This is a genomic window from Acidisphaera sp. L21, from assembly GCF_009765685.1.
Lineage (GTDB): Bacteria > Pseudomonadota > Alphaproteobacteria > Acetobacterales > Acetobacteraceae > LMUY01.
The window spans coordinates 27,784-44,102 of sequence record NZ_LMUY01000029.1 but is presented as its reverse complement, the minus strand read 5'-3'; the positions used below and the strand labels follow the sequence as shown (position 1 = coordinate 44,102).

Below are 16,319 nucleotides of genomic sequence, written 5' to 3'. Positions count from 1 at the left end.
CATGGGCCCAAGCTCCCGCGTGTTAAGTCGAAAAACGGAGGCAGGATTACGGCACGTGATCGATAGCCCGATCACAGAGTCGTGATCTGTCACAATTATCGATTGTTATAATTGAGCTTTCAGCCGACGCCAGAACCGATTTCGCATCCCATCCGACTGCCCGGTCCAAAAGGGTTGCCTCTGCACCCCAAAGGCTCGAGCCTCGGGCACCGTGCCGAAGCAGGGCAACGACACTGATGCAGTTGGGAGGCTACCGACATGACCCCGGAAATCCGCGTCGATCTGGCCGAGCGGCGGCCCGGCCGCATCGTCGCGACCATCACGATCGACAACGCGGCCAAGCTGAACACACTCACCAGCCCGCTGATGGACCTGTTCGCCGAAGCCATGGAGGACCTGGCCCAACGCGAAGAATTGGCCGCCGTAGTGCTCACCGGCGCCGGGGAGCGGGCGTTTATCGGCGGCGCCAATATCGATGAAATGGCCGAACTGGACGCTGACACCGCCCGGGAATTCATCACCCGGGTCCATCGCTGCTGCTCCATGCTGCGCCACTGCCCGGCGCCCGTCATCGCCCGCATCCAAGGCTACACGCTCGGGGCCGGGCTGGAGATGGCAGCCGCCTGCGACGTGCGCGTGGCCGCTCAGGGCGCCGTGTTCGGCATGCCGGAGGTCAAAATCGGCATCCCCTCCGTCGTGGAGGCGGCGCTCCTGCCGACCCTGATCGGCTGGGGCCGCACCCGCGAAATGCTGCTATTCGGCGAGAACATCACCGCCGAAACCGCCGCCGCCTGGGGCCTGGTCGAACGCCTGGTCCCCGCCGCCGATTTGGACGCCGCGGTCGGCTCCTACCTCGACTCCCTCATGGCCGCCGGGCCGGAGGCCGTGCGCAACCAGAAGACGCTGATCCGCGCGTGGGAAGAATTGCCGATGTCGCGCGCCATCGCCGCCGGCGTAGATGCCTTCGCCGCATCCTGGGACACCGACGAACCACGTGCCACCATGGCCACATTTCTAGCGGCACGACGCAAGAAGTCCGCGTAGGCTGGGCTCTGCCCAGCACCCGGCAAGGGACAGTCGTCCCTTGCAACCCTTTATCCTGAGGTGTCGAGGGGACGCCTATCCTGAGGCGTGGCGCTCGGAGCCGGCGCCCGGCCAGATCGTTCCCATTCGGCCAAACGCGCTGCGACCTCACTCGGCACGAACGCCGGATCCACCTTCAGGTCGCGGCAAATCTCCCGAATGATGTCCTCAGCCGTCCGTCCGCCAATATCGTCCAACGTGTCCAGCCGCTCGGCCTCTTCGGCATCCGGGTCACGCGCAATGGCGTCGCCCATCGCGCGCACGATCTGTCGCCGCGCCATCGCCTGCCGGTCATCCGCGCGCACCGGCCGCGCCCAGCCACGATCCATCCGCTCCGCCAACAGGATCGTCCGCCGGATCGCCCGCGACACCTGCGCGAAGGCAGCCGCCACGATCTCGGTCCGTGCCGCGCCCGCTTGCCGAGCTTCCCCGGCGGCGCAAGCAGCCTCATCCGCCGCAATAGCCTCTGCCAGCGATGTCGCAACGGGTAAGATCCCATCTGCCATCGCCGCATCGGCCAACGCAGCCTCCGCGTCTGCCGCACGCCCGACCATCCGGGCAACGCGCATCCCAATCTGCACGAGTTCGACCAAGGCCTCCCGAAACAACACGGGTGCCTGGCTGGTTTCATCGGTCGGATCGGATCGCGTTTGCATGGCCCAGCAAGGACCACACGCCCCGCATGAGTTTCAAGCAAAAGCTGTCCAGAGCACGCCTGTCCTCTGGCGGGGTCCGGCGAACGGCCCGGCTTAGGCCAACACTAAATCCCTATCCGGCACCCTCTCTCCCCGCGCCACAAGTTCGAAATTGCCGAACATATGCCGCATCGTCGGCTCGAACGTGTCGATGCTCGCCGCGGCGATATGCGGCGTCACGATGCAGTTGGGCAAATGCAGCAGCGGATTATCCGCCGGCACCGGCTCCTCCGCGAACACATCGGTCGCCGCACCATGGATCACGCCCGCCTTCAACGCCTCCGCCAGATCCGCCTCCACCACCACGCCGCCGCGCGCCACGTTGATCAGCACGGCCGTCGGCTTCATCGTTGCCAGCGCCGCCGCGTCGATCATGCCACGGGTTTTGTCGTTCAGTGGGCAATGCAGGCTCACCACATCGGCCTGCGCCAGCAGCTCCGGCACCGTGGCGTAGGTGACGCCTAACGCGGCCTCGTCCCCCGCGCTCAACCGCCGCGGCGTTTGGTACAGCACCTTGCAGCCGAACCCCTGGAACAACCGCGCCGCCGCCCGCCCGATCGCGCCGAATCAACGACGCCCACCGTCTTGCCCGACAGGATATACGCGTCACCCGGCAGCCGCCCGCCACGCCAGTGGCCCAGGCGCAATTCCTCATGCGCCCACGCCAGATGCCGCAGCGTGCTCAGCGTCAGCGCGATGGTGAACTCCGCCACCGGCACCGAATTATTGCCCGTGGTGCGCGCAACCCGAATTCCCAGCGCGTTGGCCGCCGCAACGTCGATATTATCCGTCCCGACGCCCCATTTATGCAGCAGCTTCACCCGCTTGGCGGCCCGCAGCAGGCTCTCCGGTACGGCGATCTGCCCGGTGATGACATACTCCGCATCCGCGATGATCGCTTGCAAATGCGCCTCGTCCCGCCCCGTCGCATGCGACAGCGTGAAGCCCGGTGGTAATAGGGCCGTCATACGCCCAAATACCCGCTCGCTAATCGGGTCGAGCACGACGATGTGCCCGCTCATGCGGAGAATCGCACCCCGGCGCGGGCCAATCCGCCTGCCAGCCCGATGGGCGTGCCATCCGCCCGCCAACATGCCGCACCCGTCATCATTCCATCCTCTGCAAACGCGATCGCGTTCATCCCGCCGGCGATGCGCCCAACGCGCTGCACCTCGTGCCCCCGCGTCGCCAATTCGGCAACCGTACTATCTGGGATCGCCCGCTCCACTTCCACTGCGCCGCCCTGCGTCCAGATGCGCGGCGCTTCCACCGCCTGCTGCGGCGTCATCTTGTGGTCCAGCAAATTCACCAGCGCCTGCATCGCGGATCCGAAGATGCGCAACCCGCCCGGCAACCCCAGCGCGAACGCGATCTTGCCATCCCGCGACACCATCATCGGCGACATCGACGTAAACACCCGCTTGCCCGCCTGCACCGACAATGCCCGGCCCGGCACCGGGTCGAAATTGCACATGTAGTTATTGGCGATCATCCCCGTGCCCGGCACCGCAAACCGCGCGCCCCACAGTCCGTTGATGGTCTGTGTGGTCGCCACGACATTGCCCTTCGCATCCGCCACCGTCACATGCGTCGTATTGGCGCTTTCCACCTTGGCCACACCCGGCGCCCAAACCTGCGTCCGGTCCATCCGGATCGCCGCCTGCCGCTCGGCCGCGTAGGCCTTCGACGTCAGCCGCTCCACCGGCACGTCCACGAACGCCGGGTCGGCGGTGGCGACGGCGCGATCCGCAAACGCGATCTTCAGCGCCTCCGCCAGCAGATGCGTCGCGTCGGGCGAGCCGAAGCCCATCGCCGACAGATCATACCCCTCCAGGATGTTCAGCATCTGCGTGATGTGCACCCCGCCGGAGGAGGGTGGCGGCGGCCCGGCAACCTGCCAGCCACGATAACTGCCCAAAATCGGCTCCCGCTCGATCACCTGCACGGCCGCGAGGTCCGCCTGGGTAATCAGCCCGCCATGGTCGCGCATATGCCCAGCCAGTGCCGTGCCCAACGCGCCGTCATACAGCGCCGCGGCACCCTGCTCGGCGATCATGCGCAACGTCGCGGCATAATCCGGTCGCCGCAGCCGATCCCCGGGCGCCAGCATCCTGCCCCCCGGCATCAGCAGCGCGGCCAGGTCTGCATCGTGCCGCAGGTCCTCCGCCCCATCGCCCAGGCAGTCGGTCAGATAGACGGTGACGTTGAACCCGCCCTCCGCCAGGCGGATCGCCGGGGCCAGCACCTCCGCGCGGGACATGCTGCCGTAACGCTCCAGCGCGGTGCACCACGCCAGCAACGAACTCGGCACCGCCATCGCCAGCGGGCCGATCTGGCTCGCCCGCAGATTGCCCTCGAATATCCCCGGCGTCGCCGCACCCGGCGCCGTGCTCATCCCGTCCAGTATCGTATGCCGCCCATCCGCCAACCGGATATGCGCCAACCCGCCGCCCAGGATGCCGACCATCATCGGCTCCACCACCGTCAGCGCGAACAGGCAGGCAATGGCTGCGTCCACGGCATTGCCGCCATGGACCAGGATTTCCATCCCCGCCGCCGAGGCCAAGGGGTGATTGGTGACCACCATCCCGCGGGACCCGGTGGCTGGCTGTTTTTCGCAGATAAAGGGGGCGTGCATCCGCCCACGCTACGGCGCTTCCATCCCGTGGGGAACCACCCTAGCTTAGCCGCCCATGGACAATGATTTATCGGCCGGCGATTTATCCGTCGGCGTGGACGTCGGTGGCACCTTCACCGACCTGTTGTTGCTGGATCGCGCCGCGGGCACCTGGCGCACCGCCAAAGTGCCCTCCACCCCCGCCGACCAGGCCGTGGGTTTCACCGACGGCATCGCCGCACTCGGCGTCTCCCCCTCACAGTTGAACGAAGTCCTTCACGGCACCACCGTCGCCACAAACGCCTTACTGGAACGCCGCGGTGCCCGCGTTGGAATCATCGCCACCGAGGGTTTCCGCGACCTGCTGGAACTCGGCCGCCGCACCCGGCCCAACGCCTACGGCCTCACCGGCAGCTTCGAAGCGCTGGCCGAACGGCAGGACCGCCTCGGTGTGCCCGAGCGTGTCACCGCACTGGGCGAGGTCCTCATCCCCCTGGACGAGGCCGCCGTCGAAGCCGCCGCCATCCGCCTGCGCGACGCCGGGTGCGAATCGCTGGTGATCCATTTCCTGCACGCCTACGCCGCCCCCGGGCACGAGCGCCGCGCTGCCGCCATCGCGCGCAAGGTTTGGCCGAACCCTTTCGTCTGCGCCAGCCACGAAGTCCTGGCGGAAATGCGCGAGTTTGAGCGTGGGTCAACCGCCGCCGTCCACGCCTATGTGCAACCCGCCATCGTCCGCTACATCGACAGCGTGCGCCGTCGCCTGGCCGATGCCGGGTTCGCCCGCGAACTGCTGGTCACCCAGGCCAATGGCGGCACCATGGCTGCCTCCGTCGTCGGCGAAAACGCCGTCCACACGGTGCTGTCCGGCCCCGCCGCCGGCGTCATCGCCGCCGCCGCCACCGGCCGTGCCGCAGGCCTGCCGAACCTGATCACCGGCGATATGGGCGGCACCTCCTTCGACGTGGCGCTGATCCTGGATGGAGAGCCCGCCATCAGTTCCGAAAAGGACATCGCCTACGGCATCCCCGTTCGCGTGCCGATGGTGGACGTGCACACGATCGGCGCCGGCGGCGGCTCGATCGCCCGCGTCACCAGCGCGGGGCTGCTCGCCGTCGGCCCGCATTCCGCCGGCTCCGTCCCCGGCCCGGTCGGCTACGGTCGCGGCGGCACCGAACCGACCATCACCGACGCCAACCTGCTGCTCGGCCGCCTGGACGCCGCCCGCGTCCCCGGCAGCAAGCCCGCGGACCTCGCCGCCGTTGCCGCCGCACTCGCCCGGGTCGGCGACCGCCTCGGCCTGGATGCGGACGGCACCGCTGCCGCCATCCTCCGCGTGGTCAACGCCGCCATGGCCGACGCGATGCGCCTGGTCAGCGTGGCCCGCGGCCAGGACCCGCGCGACCTCGCCTATTTCCCCTTCGGCGGCGCCGGCCCCCTCCACGCGGTCGACCTCGCGAAGGAACTCGGCGTCGGCAAGATATTGGTGCCGCGCTTCCCCGGCCTCACCTCCGCTCTTGGCTGCCTGCTGGCCGACCTGCGCCACGATTTCGTCCAAACCCTGAACCGCCCGGTCGACGCCGTAACCGGGGCCGAGATCGACGCCATCCTCGCAGCCCAGGCCAAATCCGGTCGCGCATTGCTCACCCGCGAAGGCGCCGAAAAAATCGAGGTCCGCCACACCGCCGACCTGCTGTTCCGCGGCCAAACCCACATGTTGAGCGTCCCCGCCACCCCGGGTGCCGAGGACGCCACGGCCCTGCGCGAGGCGTTCATCGCACGGTTCAAAACCCGCTTCGGCATCGTGCTGCCCGGCATGCAGGTGATGCTGCTGAACCTGCGCACCTCGGCCTTCGGCCGCCGCGAGGCGCTGGACCTGCACGTCTTCGCCCCGCCACCCGGCAAGGTCGCCCCACCGCGAACCTACCGCCGGGTCTGGTTCCCCGATGGCTGGCACGACACGCCGATCTACGACCGCGAAGGCCTTTCCCCCGGCGCCGAACTGCACGGCCCCGCCGTCGTCGAACAATCCGACACCACACTTCTCCTCCACCCCAGCAGCCACGCCACCGTGGACGCGCTCGGCAATTTGGTGGTGACCCCATGATCGACCCGATCACGCTGACGGTCGTGCAGAACGGCCTGGGCAACATCTGCTCCGAAATGGACCTGGTGCACGAGAAGGCGTCCTTCTCCCCCGTCATTTCCGAGGCGTTCGACCGATCCAACGGCCTCTACGACGCCAAGACCGGCGCCGTCATCGCGCAGGGCGATCTGGGCCTGCCGATCTTCATGGGCGTCATGCAGGCCACCGTCGCCGCCGTCATCGCCCGCGTGAAGGACCCCGCACCCGGCGACGTGTTCCTGGTCAACGATCCCTATCTCGGCGGCACGCATCTGATGGATGTGAAGATGGTCCGCCCCTATTTCCGCGACGGCCGCCTCTGGTGCTGGCTGGCCAACACCGGGCACTGGCCCGACATCGGCGGCATGGTGCCCGGCGGCTTCTCCTCCCGCGCCACCGAAGTGCATCAGGAGGGCCTGCGCATCCCGCCCGTCCGCCTGCTCAAGGCCGGCGAGATGCAGCAGGACATCGTCGACATGGTCCTGTCCAACATCCGCGTCCCGTCCGAGCGCATCGGCGACATGCAGGCCCAACTCGGCGCCTTGGGCGTCGGCAAACGCCGCCTCGACGCCTTCCTCACCAAAATGGGCGAGCCCGTGGTGCGCGACGCCATGGCCGAACTCGCCGATCGCTCCGAACGCCAGATGCGCGCCCACATCGAAGCGATTCCCGACGGCACCTACGAATCCGTCGCCGTGGTCGACAGCGACGGCATCGTCGACCGACCCCTGAACATCAAACTGCGCCTCACCATCGAGGGCGGCACCGCCAGCTTCGACTTCGCCGGCTCGTCCCCGCCGTGCAAAGGCCCGATGAACTCCGTCTGGGCGACGACGCATTCCTCCGTCCTGCTGGCGATGAAGCACGTCTTCCCCGACGTCCCCATCAACACCGGCTGCTTCCGCCCTCTCGTGGTCGCCCGGCCGGAAGGCACCTTCCTCGACGCGCAATACCCCAAGCCCGTCGCCGGTTGCGCCGCCGAGGTCAGCCAGCGCATCGCCGAAGCCGTCTTCCTGTGCTTGGCCCAGGCCATCCCGGACAAACTCTTCGGCATGCCCGCCGGCACCTCCGGCAACCTCACCCTCGGCGGCTGGGACCCACGCTTCGATCGCGCCTACGTGATGTATTTCTTTACCGGTGGCGGTTATGGCGGCTGGCATGGCGGCGACGGCATCAGCAACGGAACCTCGACCATCGGCATTTCCAAGACCCAGCCCGTCGAAGTGCTGGAACAACATTACCCCATCCTGTTCGAACGCTACGCCCTCCGCGACGGCTCCTCCGGCGACGGCGAGTATCGCGGCGGATTGGGCCTCGACTATTCCATCCGCCTGCTGGCCGGGGAGGGCACCGCGTCCTTCCTGATGGATCACGGCCGCAGCGGCCCGCCCGGCGCCGCAGGAGGCGAGACGGGCGGCGCGAATCGCATTAAACTTACCCTGCGTGGCCAGGACTTCGTGCCGCCGCAACTTTCCAAGGGCGAAGGCTACGAACTGGCGCCAGGCGACCAGATCGCGGTGCAAACACCGGGTGGCGGCGGATACGGGCCGCCCGAACACCGGCCTGCATCGATGCGTGAACGAGATAGGAGACGTGGATATTGACCAAACATCCGGACGGCGAGCCCTGGCAGTGGCCGGAGCCGACCTGGCGCGAAATCACCGGTCGCGCCCGCGCCGGCCGCAGCCTGCGCCCCACCACATGGCCCGGCGGCGCCCGCTGCGCCGTCGCCCTGTCGTTTGACGCCGACCACGACACCATCCCCCTGCGCGACGGCGACGAGAGCCCGATGCGCATCAGCCAGGGCCAGTATGGTCATCGCCAGGGCATGCCGCGCATTCGCGCAATGCTGGCCAAACACGGAATCCCAGCCTCGTTCTTCTACCCGGCCGTCTCCGCCCTGTTATACCCGGACGAAGTGCGCGCCGTCGCAGCCGAGGGCCACGAGATCGGCATCCACTCCTGGATCCACGAGGCCAACACCGCACTACCCCCCGGCGTCGAACGCGACCTGACCTTCCGCGCCGCCGACGTGCTGGAGAAGCTCGCGGGCAAGCGCTCGGTCGGCATCCGCACCGCGTCCTGGGATTTCAGCGTCAACACCATGGGCATCATCCGCGAACTCGGCCTGCTCTACGACAGCAGCCTGATGGCCGATGACGACGCCTACGAATTGCTGGATGGCGGCGCGCCCACTGGCGTGGTCGAACTCCCGCCCGAATGGATCCGCGACGACGCCGTCTACTGGAACTTCATGCGCTTCTCCGCCCTGCGCCCGTACACGCCGCCCTCTGCCGTGGCCGAGATCTTCATCTCCGAACTGGACGGCGCCTGGGACGAGGGCGGCCTGTTCCTGCTGACGATGCACCCGCACATCAGCGGCCACCGCAGCCGCATCAAGGTGGCCGAGCAAGTAATCCAGCACGCCAAGGACAAAGGCGGCTGCTGGTTCGCCACGCACGAGCAAGTCGCGCGCTGGTGCAAGGAGCAGGCGGGACCGGCGCCTGCCGTCTAAGCTGCTGCCAAACATCACGCCATGAAGCGCATGCTGGGGGCGTTCGGCCTGGGGGTGGTCGCACGCGGCGCCAGCCAGGTGACGGCGCTCGTCGTCTCCATCATCGCCGCGCGTGTGCTGGGGCAGGAACAGTTCGGCATCTACGCCATCGCCAGCGTCTTCGTGGTGATCGCGCAGGCCGTGCAATGGGGCGGCGTCTACGACTACGTGGTGAAGGACCGCGGCACCGACGCCGATCTGGACACGCCATTCTGGATCAACCTGGCGATCGGCGTCATCGGCAGCGTGCTGATCTTCATCCTCGCCCCGCTTCTCGGCTACGGCACCGGGCTCCCCGAAGTGCTGTACCTGATGTTGGCGCTCGCCCCCAGCACCACCCTGGCCGGCTTCGTCAGCTGGTCGGAGGCGGTGTTGCTGCAGCGCGCCCGCTTAGGCCCATACTACGTGCTCAGCATCGTGTCGGAGGTGATGGCCTGCACCGTGGCGCTACTGTGCTTCCGCGGCGGCCTTGGCGTCTGGTCGTTCGTCATCTATCGCTACGTGCAACTCACCATGGCGGCGACGCTGAACACGGCGCTGACCCGGCGCCTGCCGCGCATGCGGTTCGACCGGGCCATGGCACATGTCGTGTTGCGCTTCGCCAACCGCATCAACGCCAGCCGCCTCGTCGCCATGGGCGGGATGTACGCACCCGACCTGCTGCTGGGTTTCTTCGCCGGCCCGGCCGCCACCGCCTCGTACCGCTTCGCCAACCGCATCGTCAACGGCGTGTGCGACATGTTCTACGCCCCCGTGTCCAAACAAGCCTGGGTGTCGCTCTCGGGCCATGGTGAGGACATCAGCGCGCGCACACGAATATGGGCCGGTCTGCTGCAGGTGGTGGCGTTGATCGTCTGGCCCAGCCTGCTCGGCATCGCCACGCTCAGCCACGGCCTCATCGAATTGCTGGCCGGCTCCGCCTGGCTGGACGCCGCCCCCGTCATCGTGCTGATCGCGATCGCCCGCACCCTGCTGGTGTTCGAGCAGTTTTTCGAGCCGCTGCTGGGCATCCGCAACCGCGCCGGGCTGGTGTTCCGCATCCGCAGCGTGCTGGCCGTCATGGCGATCGTCGCGTTCTTGATCTTCGCTCATTTCGGTGCGATCGGCGGCGGCGTGTCCCAGGTGGTCATCGGCCTGGCAAGCGCCGCCATCTCCATCCGCATCTGCCTCAGCGAGACGTCGCTCAGCGTGGCCAAGCTGGTGCAGGTGCTGATCCCGCCCGCATTCGGCACCGCCATCGCAGTGGTGGCGTCGCTACTGGCCAGCGCCGCCGTCCAGGGCTACGCCCCCAGCATTCGGGTCGCCGCTGCGATCGGCGTATCCGGCGCCGTCTGGCTGCTATGCGTGGCCGCCGCCGCCCGCATGACGACGCTGCTGAGTCCGATCCGTGGCATGACGTAGGCGCCGCCTCAGTCGATGCGTCGCTGCGCCTCGATGATCTGCGACAGGCGCCGGGCCGCGGCGTTCCAAGTGTATCGGCGCACCTGCAGCAGCCCCTTGCGCCGCAACTCCGTGCTCAGCATCGGCGTATCGACCACGCGGCACACGATGTCGGCGATGTCGTCCGGGTCGCGCGGGTCGAAATAGACCGCGGCGTCCTCGCAAATCTCCGGCAGCGATCCGGCCTTGGACGCCGCCACCGGGCATCCACACGCCATCGCCTCCACCGCGGGCAGTCCGAACCCTTCGTAGCGCGAGGGAAACACGAAACACGCGGCGTTCTCATACAACGCTCGCAATTCCGCATCGCCCACCCGCCCGAGGTAGCGCGCAGGCTGCGGCAGGGCCGCTCGCCCGGCGGCGAACACCTTGGCATCCAGCCCACCCGTAATCGCAAGTTCCAGCCCGCGTTCTGCCAGCGCGATCGCGGTCTGCGACAGGGCGGCCAAATTCTTGTGCGGCGCCAGACTGCCCACCGCCAGCACGTAGCGGCCCGGCATCAACCCGTGCGCCGCCAGTACCGCGGGGTCGGCTGGCGCACGCAGGATATGCTCCGCTCCCTCCGGCACCGTCTCGATCGCCGCCGGGTCCAGGTGCAGACGTGCCGCTAGGTCGTTGCGCGCAAACTCGGACACGGTGACGATCTTGGCACGCCGGGCCAGCAGACGGTGCAGCAATTTGTACCAGGGGCGGAACTGCAGGCTGTAGGAGTCCGGGGTCGAGAACACCCCCGCATCATGGATCACCACGATCTGCCGCCGCTGCCGCAACGGCCCGGTATTGCCCAAATTCACCAGCAACCCACCGCCCGCCGCCCTGGTCAACGCGAACTGTTCCCAGCGCTGCCCGCCATGCCCGCCCACCGGCAGCACACGAAACCCGGCGAACCGCGGCACCTCCGTCAGCGGCGGCGTCAGCAACGTCGCGTCCCAGCCGGGCAGGGTGCCCAGCCCCAGGATCATCTCCGTCGCAAAGCGCTGCACCCCGGTCAGCGACTGCGCGACGAACCGGCCGTTGAAAAACAGGTCGGGCCTAGGCGGCACGGCGCTGCGGCTCACCCGGATGCAGCGCTCCATCGATGACGGCCATCATGCGGGTGCGAAACATCTGGCGGCTGAACCGCACCGCGTTGCGACGGCAGTTCTCGGGCGAGATCGTCGCCTCGATCCGCTCGAACTCGGCCACGGCGGCAACGATGGCTTGCGGCGTCTGCTCGTCGAACACGTATCCAGTGGGCTCACCGCCGTCGCGCAGCACGATGTCCAGGGCGCCACCGCGGCCGAACGCGATGACGGGCGTGCCGCACGCCTGCGCCTCCACCATGGTAATGCCGAAATCCTCCTCGGCCGGAAAGATGAACGCCCGGGCCTGTCCCATCGCCTGCACCAGGTCTCCCGTGGACACAGCGCCCAGGAAGGTGATGTTCGGCGCCTTGTTGGCGGCCGCCACCACGCTCGCCCGCTCCGACCCATCGCCGATGACGACGAGTTGCCGGTCCGGCATGTGCGTAAACGCCTCCACCACCAGATCGATCCGCTTGTAGGGCGCCATTCGGGACGCGACGAGATAAGCATCGCCATGCGCCAGGCTCAGCGTGAACCGGTCCACATCCACCGGCGGCGGCACGACGATGGCGTCGCGCCCATACACTTTGCGAATGCGCCGCGCGACGTAGCGGGAGTTGGCAACGAACACGTCCACACCATGCGCGGTCCGCACATCCCACAGCCGCATCCGGTGCAGCAGCCACCGCAGGTAAATGGATTTCAACCCCCGCTCCATCCCGGTCTGGCGCAGATACTGGCCCTGCATGTCCCACGCCCACCGCATGGGGGAATGGACGTAGCTGACATGCACCTGGTCCGGCCCGGTGATCACCCCCTTGGCCACGGCATGGGAACTGGAAATCACGAGGTCGTACAGGCTGAGGTCGAATTGCTCGACCGCGATCGGCATCAGTCCCAGGTAATGCCGGAAGCGGCTGCGGGCGAACGGCAGTTTCTGGATGAACGACGTGCGGACCCTGCGCCCCTTCAGAAAGCCACGCGCCTCTTCCGGCATGAAATCCACCAGGACGAACACATCGGCGTCCGGGAAGCATTCAAGCAGTTCGGCGACCACTCGCTCCGACCCGGCGAATGTCTCCAGCCACTCGTGTATGATGGCGACTTTCACGCGTCCATGATCCTTACGGCCAGCCGCTCATGGCGCTGGCGATGCCGGGCAAAGGCGCCTCAGACCGAGCCTTCGCGCATGACGATGACCTGGACCGTCTTCACCAGGATCCACAGATCCTGCCATAGCGACCACTTTTTGACGTAGGCGACGTCGAACGCAACCCGCTCGCGATACGATGTGTCGCTGCGCCCGCTCACCTGCCACAGCCCCGTCAGGCCAGGCTTGACCCGGTAGTAATACTCGATGTCCTGGCCATAACGCACGACCTCTTCCTGCACGATCGGGCGCGGACCAACCAGGCTCATTTCCCCGCGCAGCACGTTGAACAATTGCGGCAGTTCGTCGAGGCTCGTGACACGCAGAAACCGTCCAACCCGGGTGACGCGCGGGTCATTGCGCAGCTTGTGGTTCTCAGCCCATTCGGCGGCGGCGTCGGGGTCTTCGGCCAACGTGCGGGCAAGCACGGCAGCGCTGTCCATCACCATGGTCCGGAACTTCAGGCACCGGAACGGCTGCCCGCCCAATCCCACGCGGCGGTGGCCGAAAATCACTGGTCCGCCATCCATGCACACCAGCAGCGAGACGACGAACAACAGCGGGAAGATCAGGATCAGGACGACGGCCGCGATGATATGATCCAGCATCCATTTGACCGCCCGGCCCGCGACGTGTGCGGTATTACGCTCAGCAACCATTGGTGCAGCGAGGTGTGACATGTCTTATGACGCCCACATAACGATAGCCGCCCACGAAACGATAGCTTGGTCTGTCGCTGATGTGCCCGTCATCGGCCGGCCCGTCTGTCCGCACAGAGCTACCCGGACGCACAAGGGTTGAGCCATGTTGCCGTCTGACGAGAGGTAGGCTCGATGCGTCGCCGCTCGCATTTAACGATACGGCGCAACCATCGCTGGTGCGAGGCAAAGATGTCCCGCGGGGCGTTGGTGCTGCCTGATTCGCCTGCACGTCCTGAATTCCGCATCATGGACCCTCACGTCATGCGACGACGCCAGATCATATACAGAAATTCTTCTCAAAAAACAAGACTTTTTTACCATTTTGCAACGCTTCGTTAGAACTTGTGCGGATTTAAGGCATTTATGTTGATTTGGCGCGTAAGTAACGAATCATCACAGAAGTCGAAATAAAATAACCAAACAGTCTTCAATTTAATCTTTTAAAATATCAGACCGAAATCACCTTACGAGACTAAAACGGGGAAGGCTCTAAATCTAGAGTATGTTGGCCGTAAGCGGACTAACGATCCTCTGTAACTGGCACATAGCAGCATAGGTCCGGAACCGTCAATCTATCGCCCGGTCTTCGTAGTTTGATCGGATCGCCGTCATCATCGCATAGTAATGTAAGCTAAGAGCCATCTGAGTGGGGCCTATGATGCGCAAATGTGGTGGTTTTAAGCTGGCAATACTCGCCTGGGTTGTAGCAATGCCCGCTCTGGCACAGCAGGCGGATGGATCCGGCACCCCAGTCGCCCCGACGCCACGGCAGATCGCAGGCGCGTGCCAGGTCGACCTGGTCGCTCGCTGCGACACGCGGGCGGGGGATGCCGCCGGGCGTGCCTGCCTCCGTCAATATTGGAGCAATTTGACCCTCGGCTGCCGCACCGTGTTGCGGCGGCAGGCTGCGGCCGCCTCCGCCCCCTGATACAGTGCCGCCGCAACGGGAGTATCAAGGGTGGAACCGGACTACACGCTATCGAACCAGGATGACCCGGCACTGCGCGAGGTGCTGCAGGCCAATTTCCGCGCCCACGCCGAATCCAAGGGCCTCGTGCCGGACTTCCAGCCGCTGGTCATCCGGCTGAAGCGAGATGGCGTTTTGCTGGGCGGCATGATTGCGCGTACCGGCCGCAAGTGGCTGTTCATCGACCTGCTATCGCTACCCATGACGGAACACGGCAGCGGAATCGGCAGTCGCCTCATGGCGATGGCCGAGGCAGAGGCGATCCGCCGCGGCTGCGTCGGCGCGTTCCTTAACACCATCAATTTCCAGGCGCCGGGCTTCTACCAGAAATTGGGCTACGAAGAGTTCGGCCGCCTGCCACACGACGACCCACGGCTCGACCGGATCTGGTTCCGCAAGAGCCTGGCATGACGGGTTGGACCGTCGCCCTGGAACGCGATCCGCCGGAGGACGTGCGGCTCGCGATCTTGAAGCCCCTGCTCGCGCACAACAACGCGCAGACCGGTGACGGCAAATATTCCCGCTTCGCCGTGACCGTGCGTGCGGCGGATGGCGAGGTGGCGGGCGGCCTGTTCGGCCATATCTGGCACAACCACCTGTTTATCGAGTTGCTGGCGCTGGGCGCCGCCCGCGGCGAAGGCCTCGCCCGGCAGGTCATGGCGCTGGCCGAAGCGGAGGCGCGTCGCAAAGGCTGCACCGGCATCTGGCTGGACACCTTCACCTTCCAGGCACCCGGCTTTTACGCCAAACTGGGTTACGTCGAATTCGGCCGCATCACCGACTACCCGCCCGGCTTCGACCGGATCTACCTGCGCAAATCGCTGGACTAGCTAGACCACGTGCTCTGGCCGCAGCGCGCAACGCTCGGCCAGGTCGGGGCTCTCCAGTTGAAACGTGCAGTGGCTGATGCCAAATTCGGTCCGCAGCAGGGTGCAGGCCTGCGGCACCAGCCCGGCGGCCTCCACCCCGGTCACCAAATGCGCGGTCGCTGCCGTGCTGGTGGTGGACAGCGCCCAGATGTGCAGGTCATGCACCTCCGTCACGCCGGGTAGGGCCAGCAGCCGGCTGCGCACCGCGGCGGTGTCGATCCCCGGGGGCACCGCGTCCATCGCCAGCGCCGTCGCGTCCCGCAGCAATCCCCAACTGCCCACCACGATCACCGCGGAGATCGCAAGGCTCGCCGCCGGATCCAGCCACAGTGCACCGGTAAAGGTAATGATGGCGGCCGCCACCACCACGCCGGCCGACACGCCAGCATCGGCGGCCATGTGCATGAAGGCACCCTTGATGTTCAGGTCCTTTTCGCGCCCGCGCATGAACATCAGCGCTACGCCGCCATTCACCAGGATGCCCAGTGCGGCCACCATCATCACCAGCGGGCCGGCGACCGGCGCCGGGTTCAGCAAGCGCTGCACCGCCTCCACCGTGATGGCGCCTGTGCCGATCAGCAGCACGGTGGCATTGGCCAGGGCCGCCAGGATGCTGCTGCGGCCCCAGCCATAGGTCCGCCGCTCGGTCGGGCCGCGCTGGCCCAGATGCGCTGCCAGCCAGGCGAACGCCAGACCCAAAACGTCACCCAGATTATGCACCGCGTCGGCCAGCAGCGCCGTCGAATGCGCCCACGCCCCCACCCCGAACTGCGCCACCACCAGCAGCGTGTTCAGCGCAATCCCCACCGCGAACGCCCGCCCGAACGAGGCCGGCGCGTGCGAGTGCCCATGGTGGCCATGCCCGGCATGGGCGTGGTCATGGCTCCCCTGCTCTGCATGGTCATGCCCCTGCTCTGCATGGTCATGCCCTGCATGGTCGTGCTCGCAGCCGGGTCCGTGGGCATGCGCGTCGTGGTTGTGATCGTGGTGCATGGCCCATCATGCCCTGCTTCCCCATGTGCTCGCCATCCCTTTGCCGTGTCTCCCTTTGACG

General features: G+C 66.8%; 16 protein-coding genes. 8 read left to right on the top strand and 8 right to left on the bottom strand.

The window, feature by feature from the left end; all coding sequences use genetic code 11:
- Positions 1-258 precede the first annotated feature (258 nt).
- Positions 259-1,044 carry an enoyl-CoA hydratase gene (locus GSQ76_RS07265; protein ID WP_158743244.1) on the top strand — a complete coding sequence of 262 codons (786 nt, stop codon included), beginning with the start codon at positions 259-261 and terminating at the stop codon, positions 1,042-1,044.
- 50 nt (positions 1,045-1,094) lie between these two features.
- Here the strand turns inward: GSQ76_RS07265 and GSQ76_RS07260 are convergent, their stop codons facing one another.
- The 4 genes from GSQ76_RS07260 to ggt form a co-directional block, all read right to left on the bottom strand.
- The gene (locus GSQ76_RS07260) at positions 1,095-1,739 is read right to left on the bottom strand and encodes a hypothetical protein (RefSeq protein WP_158743243.1); all 645 of its coding nucleotides are present in this window, start codon (positions 1,737-1,739) and stop codon (positions 1,095-1,097) included.
- Between the two features lie 93 nt (positions 1,740-1,832).
- Entirely contained in the window at positions 1,833-2,291 is a 459-nt protein-coding gene (locus tag GSQ76_RS31700) for a 2-hydroxyacid dehydrogenase (RefSeq protein ID WP_254070286.1), read from the bottom strand.
- On the bottom strand, positions 2,264-2,800 hold the full coding sequence (locus GSQ76_RS31695; RefSeq protein ID WP_254070285.1) for a D-isomer specific 2-hydroxyacid dehydrogenase family protein: 537 nt from the start codon (positions 2,798-2,800) through the stop codon (positions 2,264-2,266). The genes GSQ76_RS31700 and GSQ76_RS31695 overlap by 28 nt, the downstream gene beginning before the upstream one ends.
- Positions 2,797-4,416 (bottom strand): gamma-glutamyltransferase, encoded by a 1,620-nt coding sequence (gene ggt, locus GSQ76_RS07250; protein ID WP_254070284.1) that lies wholly within the window; start codon positions 4,414-4,416, stop codon positions 2,797-2,799. The genes GSQ76_RS31695 and ggt overlap by 4 nt, the downstream gene beginning before the upstream one ends.
- A gap of 55 nt (positions 4,417-4,471) precedes the next feature.
- On the opposite strand from ggt, the gene GSQ76_RS07245 reads away from it, so the two are divergent.
- The 4 genes from GSQ76_RS07245 to GSQ76_RS07230 are packed head-to-tail and all read left to right on the top strand — an operon-like array spanning position 4,472 to position 10,475.
- The gene (locus GSQ76_RS07245) at positions 4,472-6,502 is read left to right on the top strand and encodes a hydantoinase/oxoprolinase family protein (protein WP_158743242.1); all 2,031 of its coding nucleotides are present in this window, start codon (positions 4,472-4,474) and stop codon (positions 6,500-6,502) included.
- Positions 6,499-8,124: a hydantoinase B/oxoprolinase family protein gene (locus GSQ76_RS07240; protein ID WP_158743241.1), complete on the top strand. Its 1,626-nt coding sequence runs from the start codon at positions 6,499-6,501 to the stop codon at positions 8,122-8,124. Before GSQ76_RS07245 ends, GSQ76_RS07240 begins: the two co-directional genes overlap by 4 nt.
- Complete coding sequence (locus GSQ76_RS07235; protein ID WP_158743240.1) at positions 8,121-9,035, top strand: polysaccharide deacetylase; 915 nt, start codon at positions 8,121-8,123, stop codon at positions 9,033-9,035. The genes GSQ76_RS07240 and GSQ76_RS07235 overlap by 4 nt, the downstream gene beginning before the upstream one ends.
- A gap of 21 nt (positions 9,036-9,056) precedes the next feature.
- Positions 9,057-10,475 carry an oligosaccharide flippase family protein gene (locus GSQ76_RS07230; protein ID WP_158743239.1) on the top strand — a complete coding sequence of 473 codons (1,419 nt, stop codon included), beginning with the start codon at positions 9,057-9,059 and terminating at the stop codon, positions 10,473-10,475.
- An 8-nt stretch (positions 10,476-10,483) separates the two neighbouring features.
- On the opposite strand, the gene GSQ76_RS07225 is transcribed toward GSQ76_RS07230, so the two are convergent.
- Genes GSQ76_RS07225 through GSQ76_RS07215 form a run of 3 tightly spaced genes read right to left on the bottom strand, consistent with a single transcriptional unit; the run spans position 10,484 to position 13,336 of the window.
- Positions 10,484-11,572, bottom strand: coding sequence for a glycosyltransferase family 1 protein (locus GSQ76_RS07225; protein WP_254070283.1), 1,089 nt, complete (start codon positions 11,570-11,572; stop codon positions 10,484-10,486).
- Positions 11,547-12,689, bottom strand: a complete 1,143-nt coding sequence (locus GSQ76_RS07220) for a glycosyltransferase (RefSeq protein WP_158743237.1) — start codon at positions 12,687-12,689, stop codon at positions 11,547-11,549. Before GSQ76_RS07220 ends, GSQ76_RS07225 begins: the two co-directional genes overlap by 26 nt.
- A 59-nt stretch (positions 12,690-12,748) precedes the next feature.
- Positions 12,749-13,336, bottom strand: a complete 588-nt coding sequence (locus tag GSQ76_RS07215) for a sugar transferase (protein WP_254070282.1) — start codon at positions 13,334-13,336, stop codon at positions 12,749-12,751.
- 802 nt (positions 13,337-14,138) lie between these two features.
- Here GSQ76_RS07215 and GSQ76_RS07210 point away from each other — a divergent pair.
- The 3 genes from GSQ76_RS07210 to GSQ76_RS07200 are packed head-to-tail and all read left to right on the top strand — an operon-like array spanning position 14,139 to position 15,226.
- Complete coding sequence (locus tag GSQ76_RS07210) at positions 14,139-14,357, top strand: hypothetical protein (protein WP_158743235.1); 219 nt, start codon at positions 14,139-14,141, stop codon at positions 14,355-14,357.
- A 30-nt stretch (positions 14,358-14,387) separates the two neighbouring features.
- The gene (locus tag GSQ76_RS07205; RefSeq protein WP_158743234.1) at positions 14,388-14,807 is read left to right on the top strand and encodes a GNAT family N-acetyltransferase; all 420 of its coding nucleotides are present in this window, start codon (positions 14,388-14,390) and stop codon (positions 14,805-14,807) included.
- A complete protein-coding gene (locus GSQ76_RS07200) occupies positions 14,804-15,226 on the top strand; it encodes a GNAT family N-acetyltransferase (protein ID WP_158743233.1) in 423 nt (140 codons plus the stop codon). Before GSQ76_RS07205 ends, GSQ76_RS07200 begins: the two co-directional genes overlap by 4 nt.
- On the opposite strand, the gene GSQ76_RS07195 is transcribed toward GSQ76_RS07200, so the two are convergent.
- Positions 15,227-16,258, bottom strand: coding sequence for a cation diffusion facilitator family transporter (locus GSQ76_RS07195; protein WP_158743232.1), 1,032 nt, complete (start codon positions 16,256-16,258; stop codon positions 15,227-15,229).
- Positions 16,259-16,319: the final 61 nt, after the last annotated feature.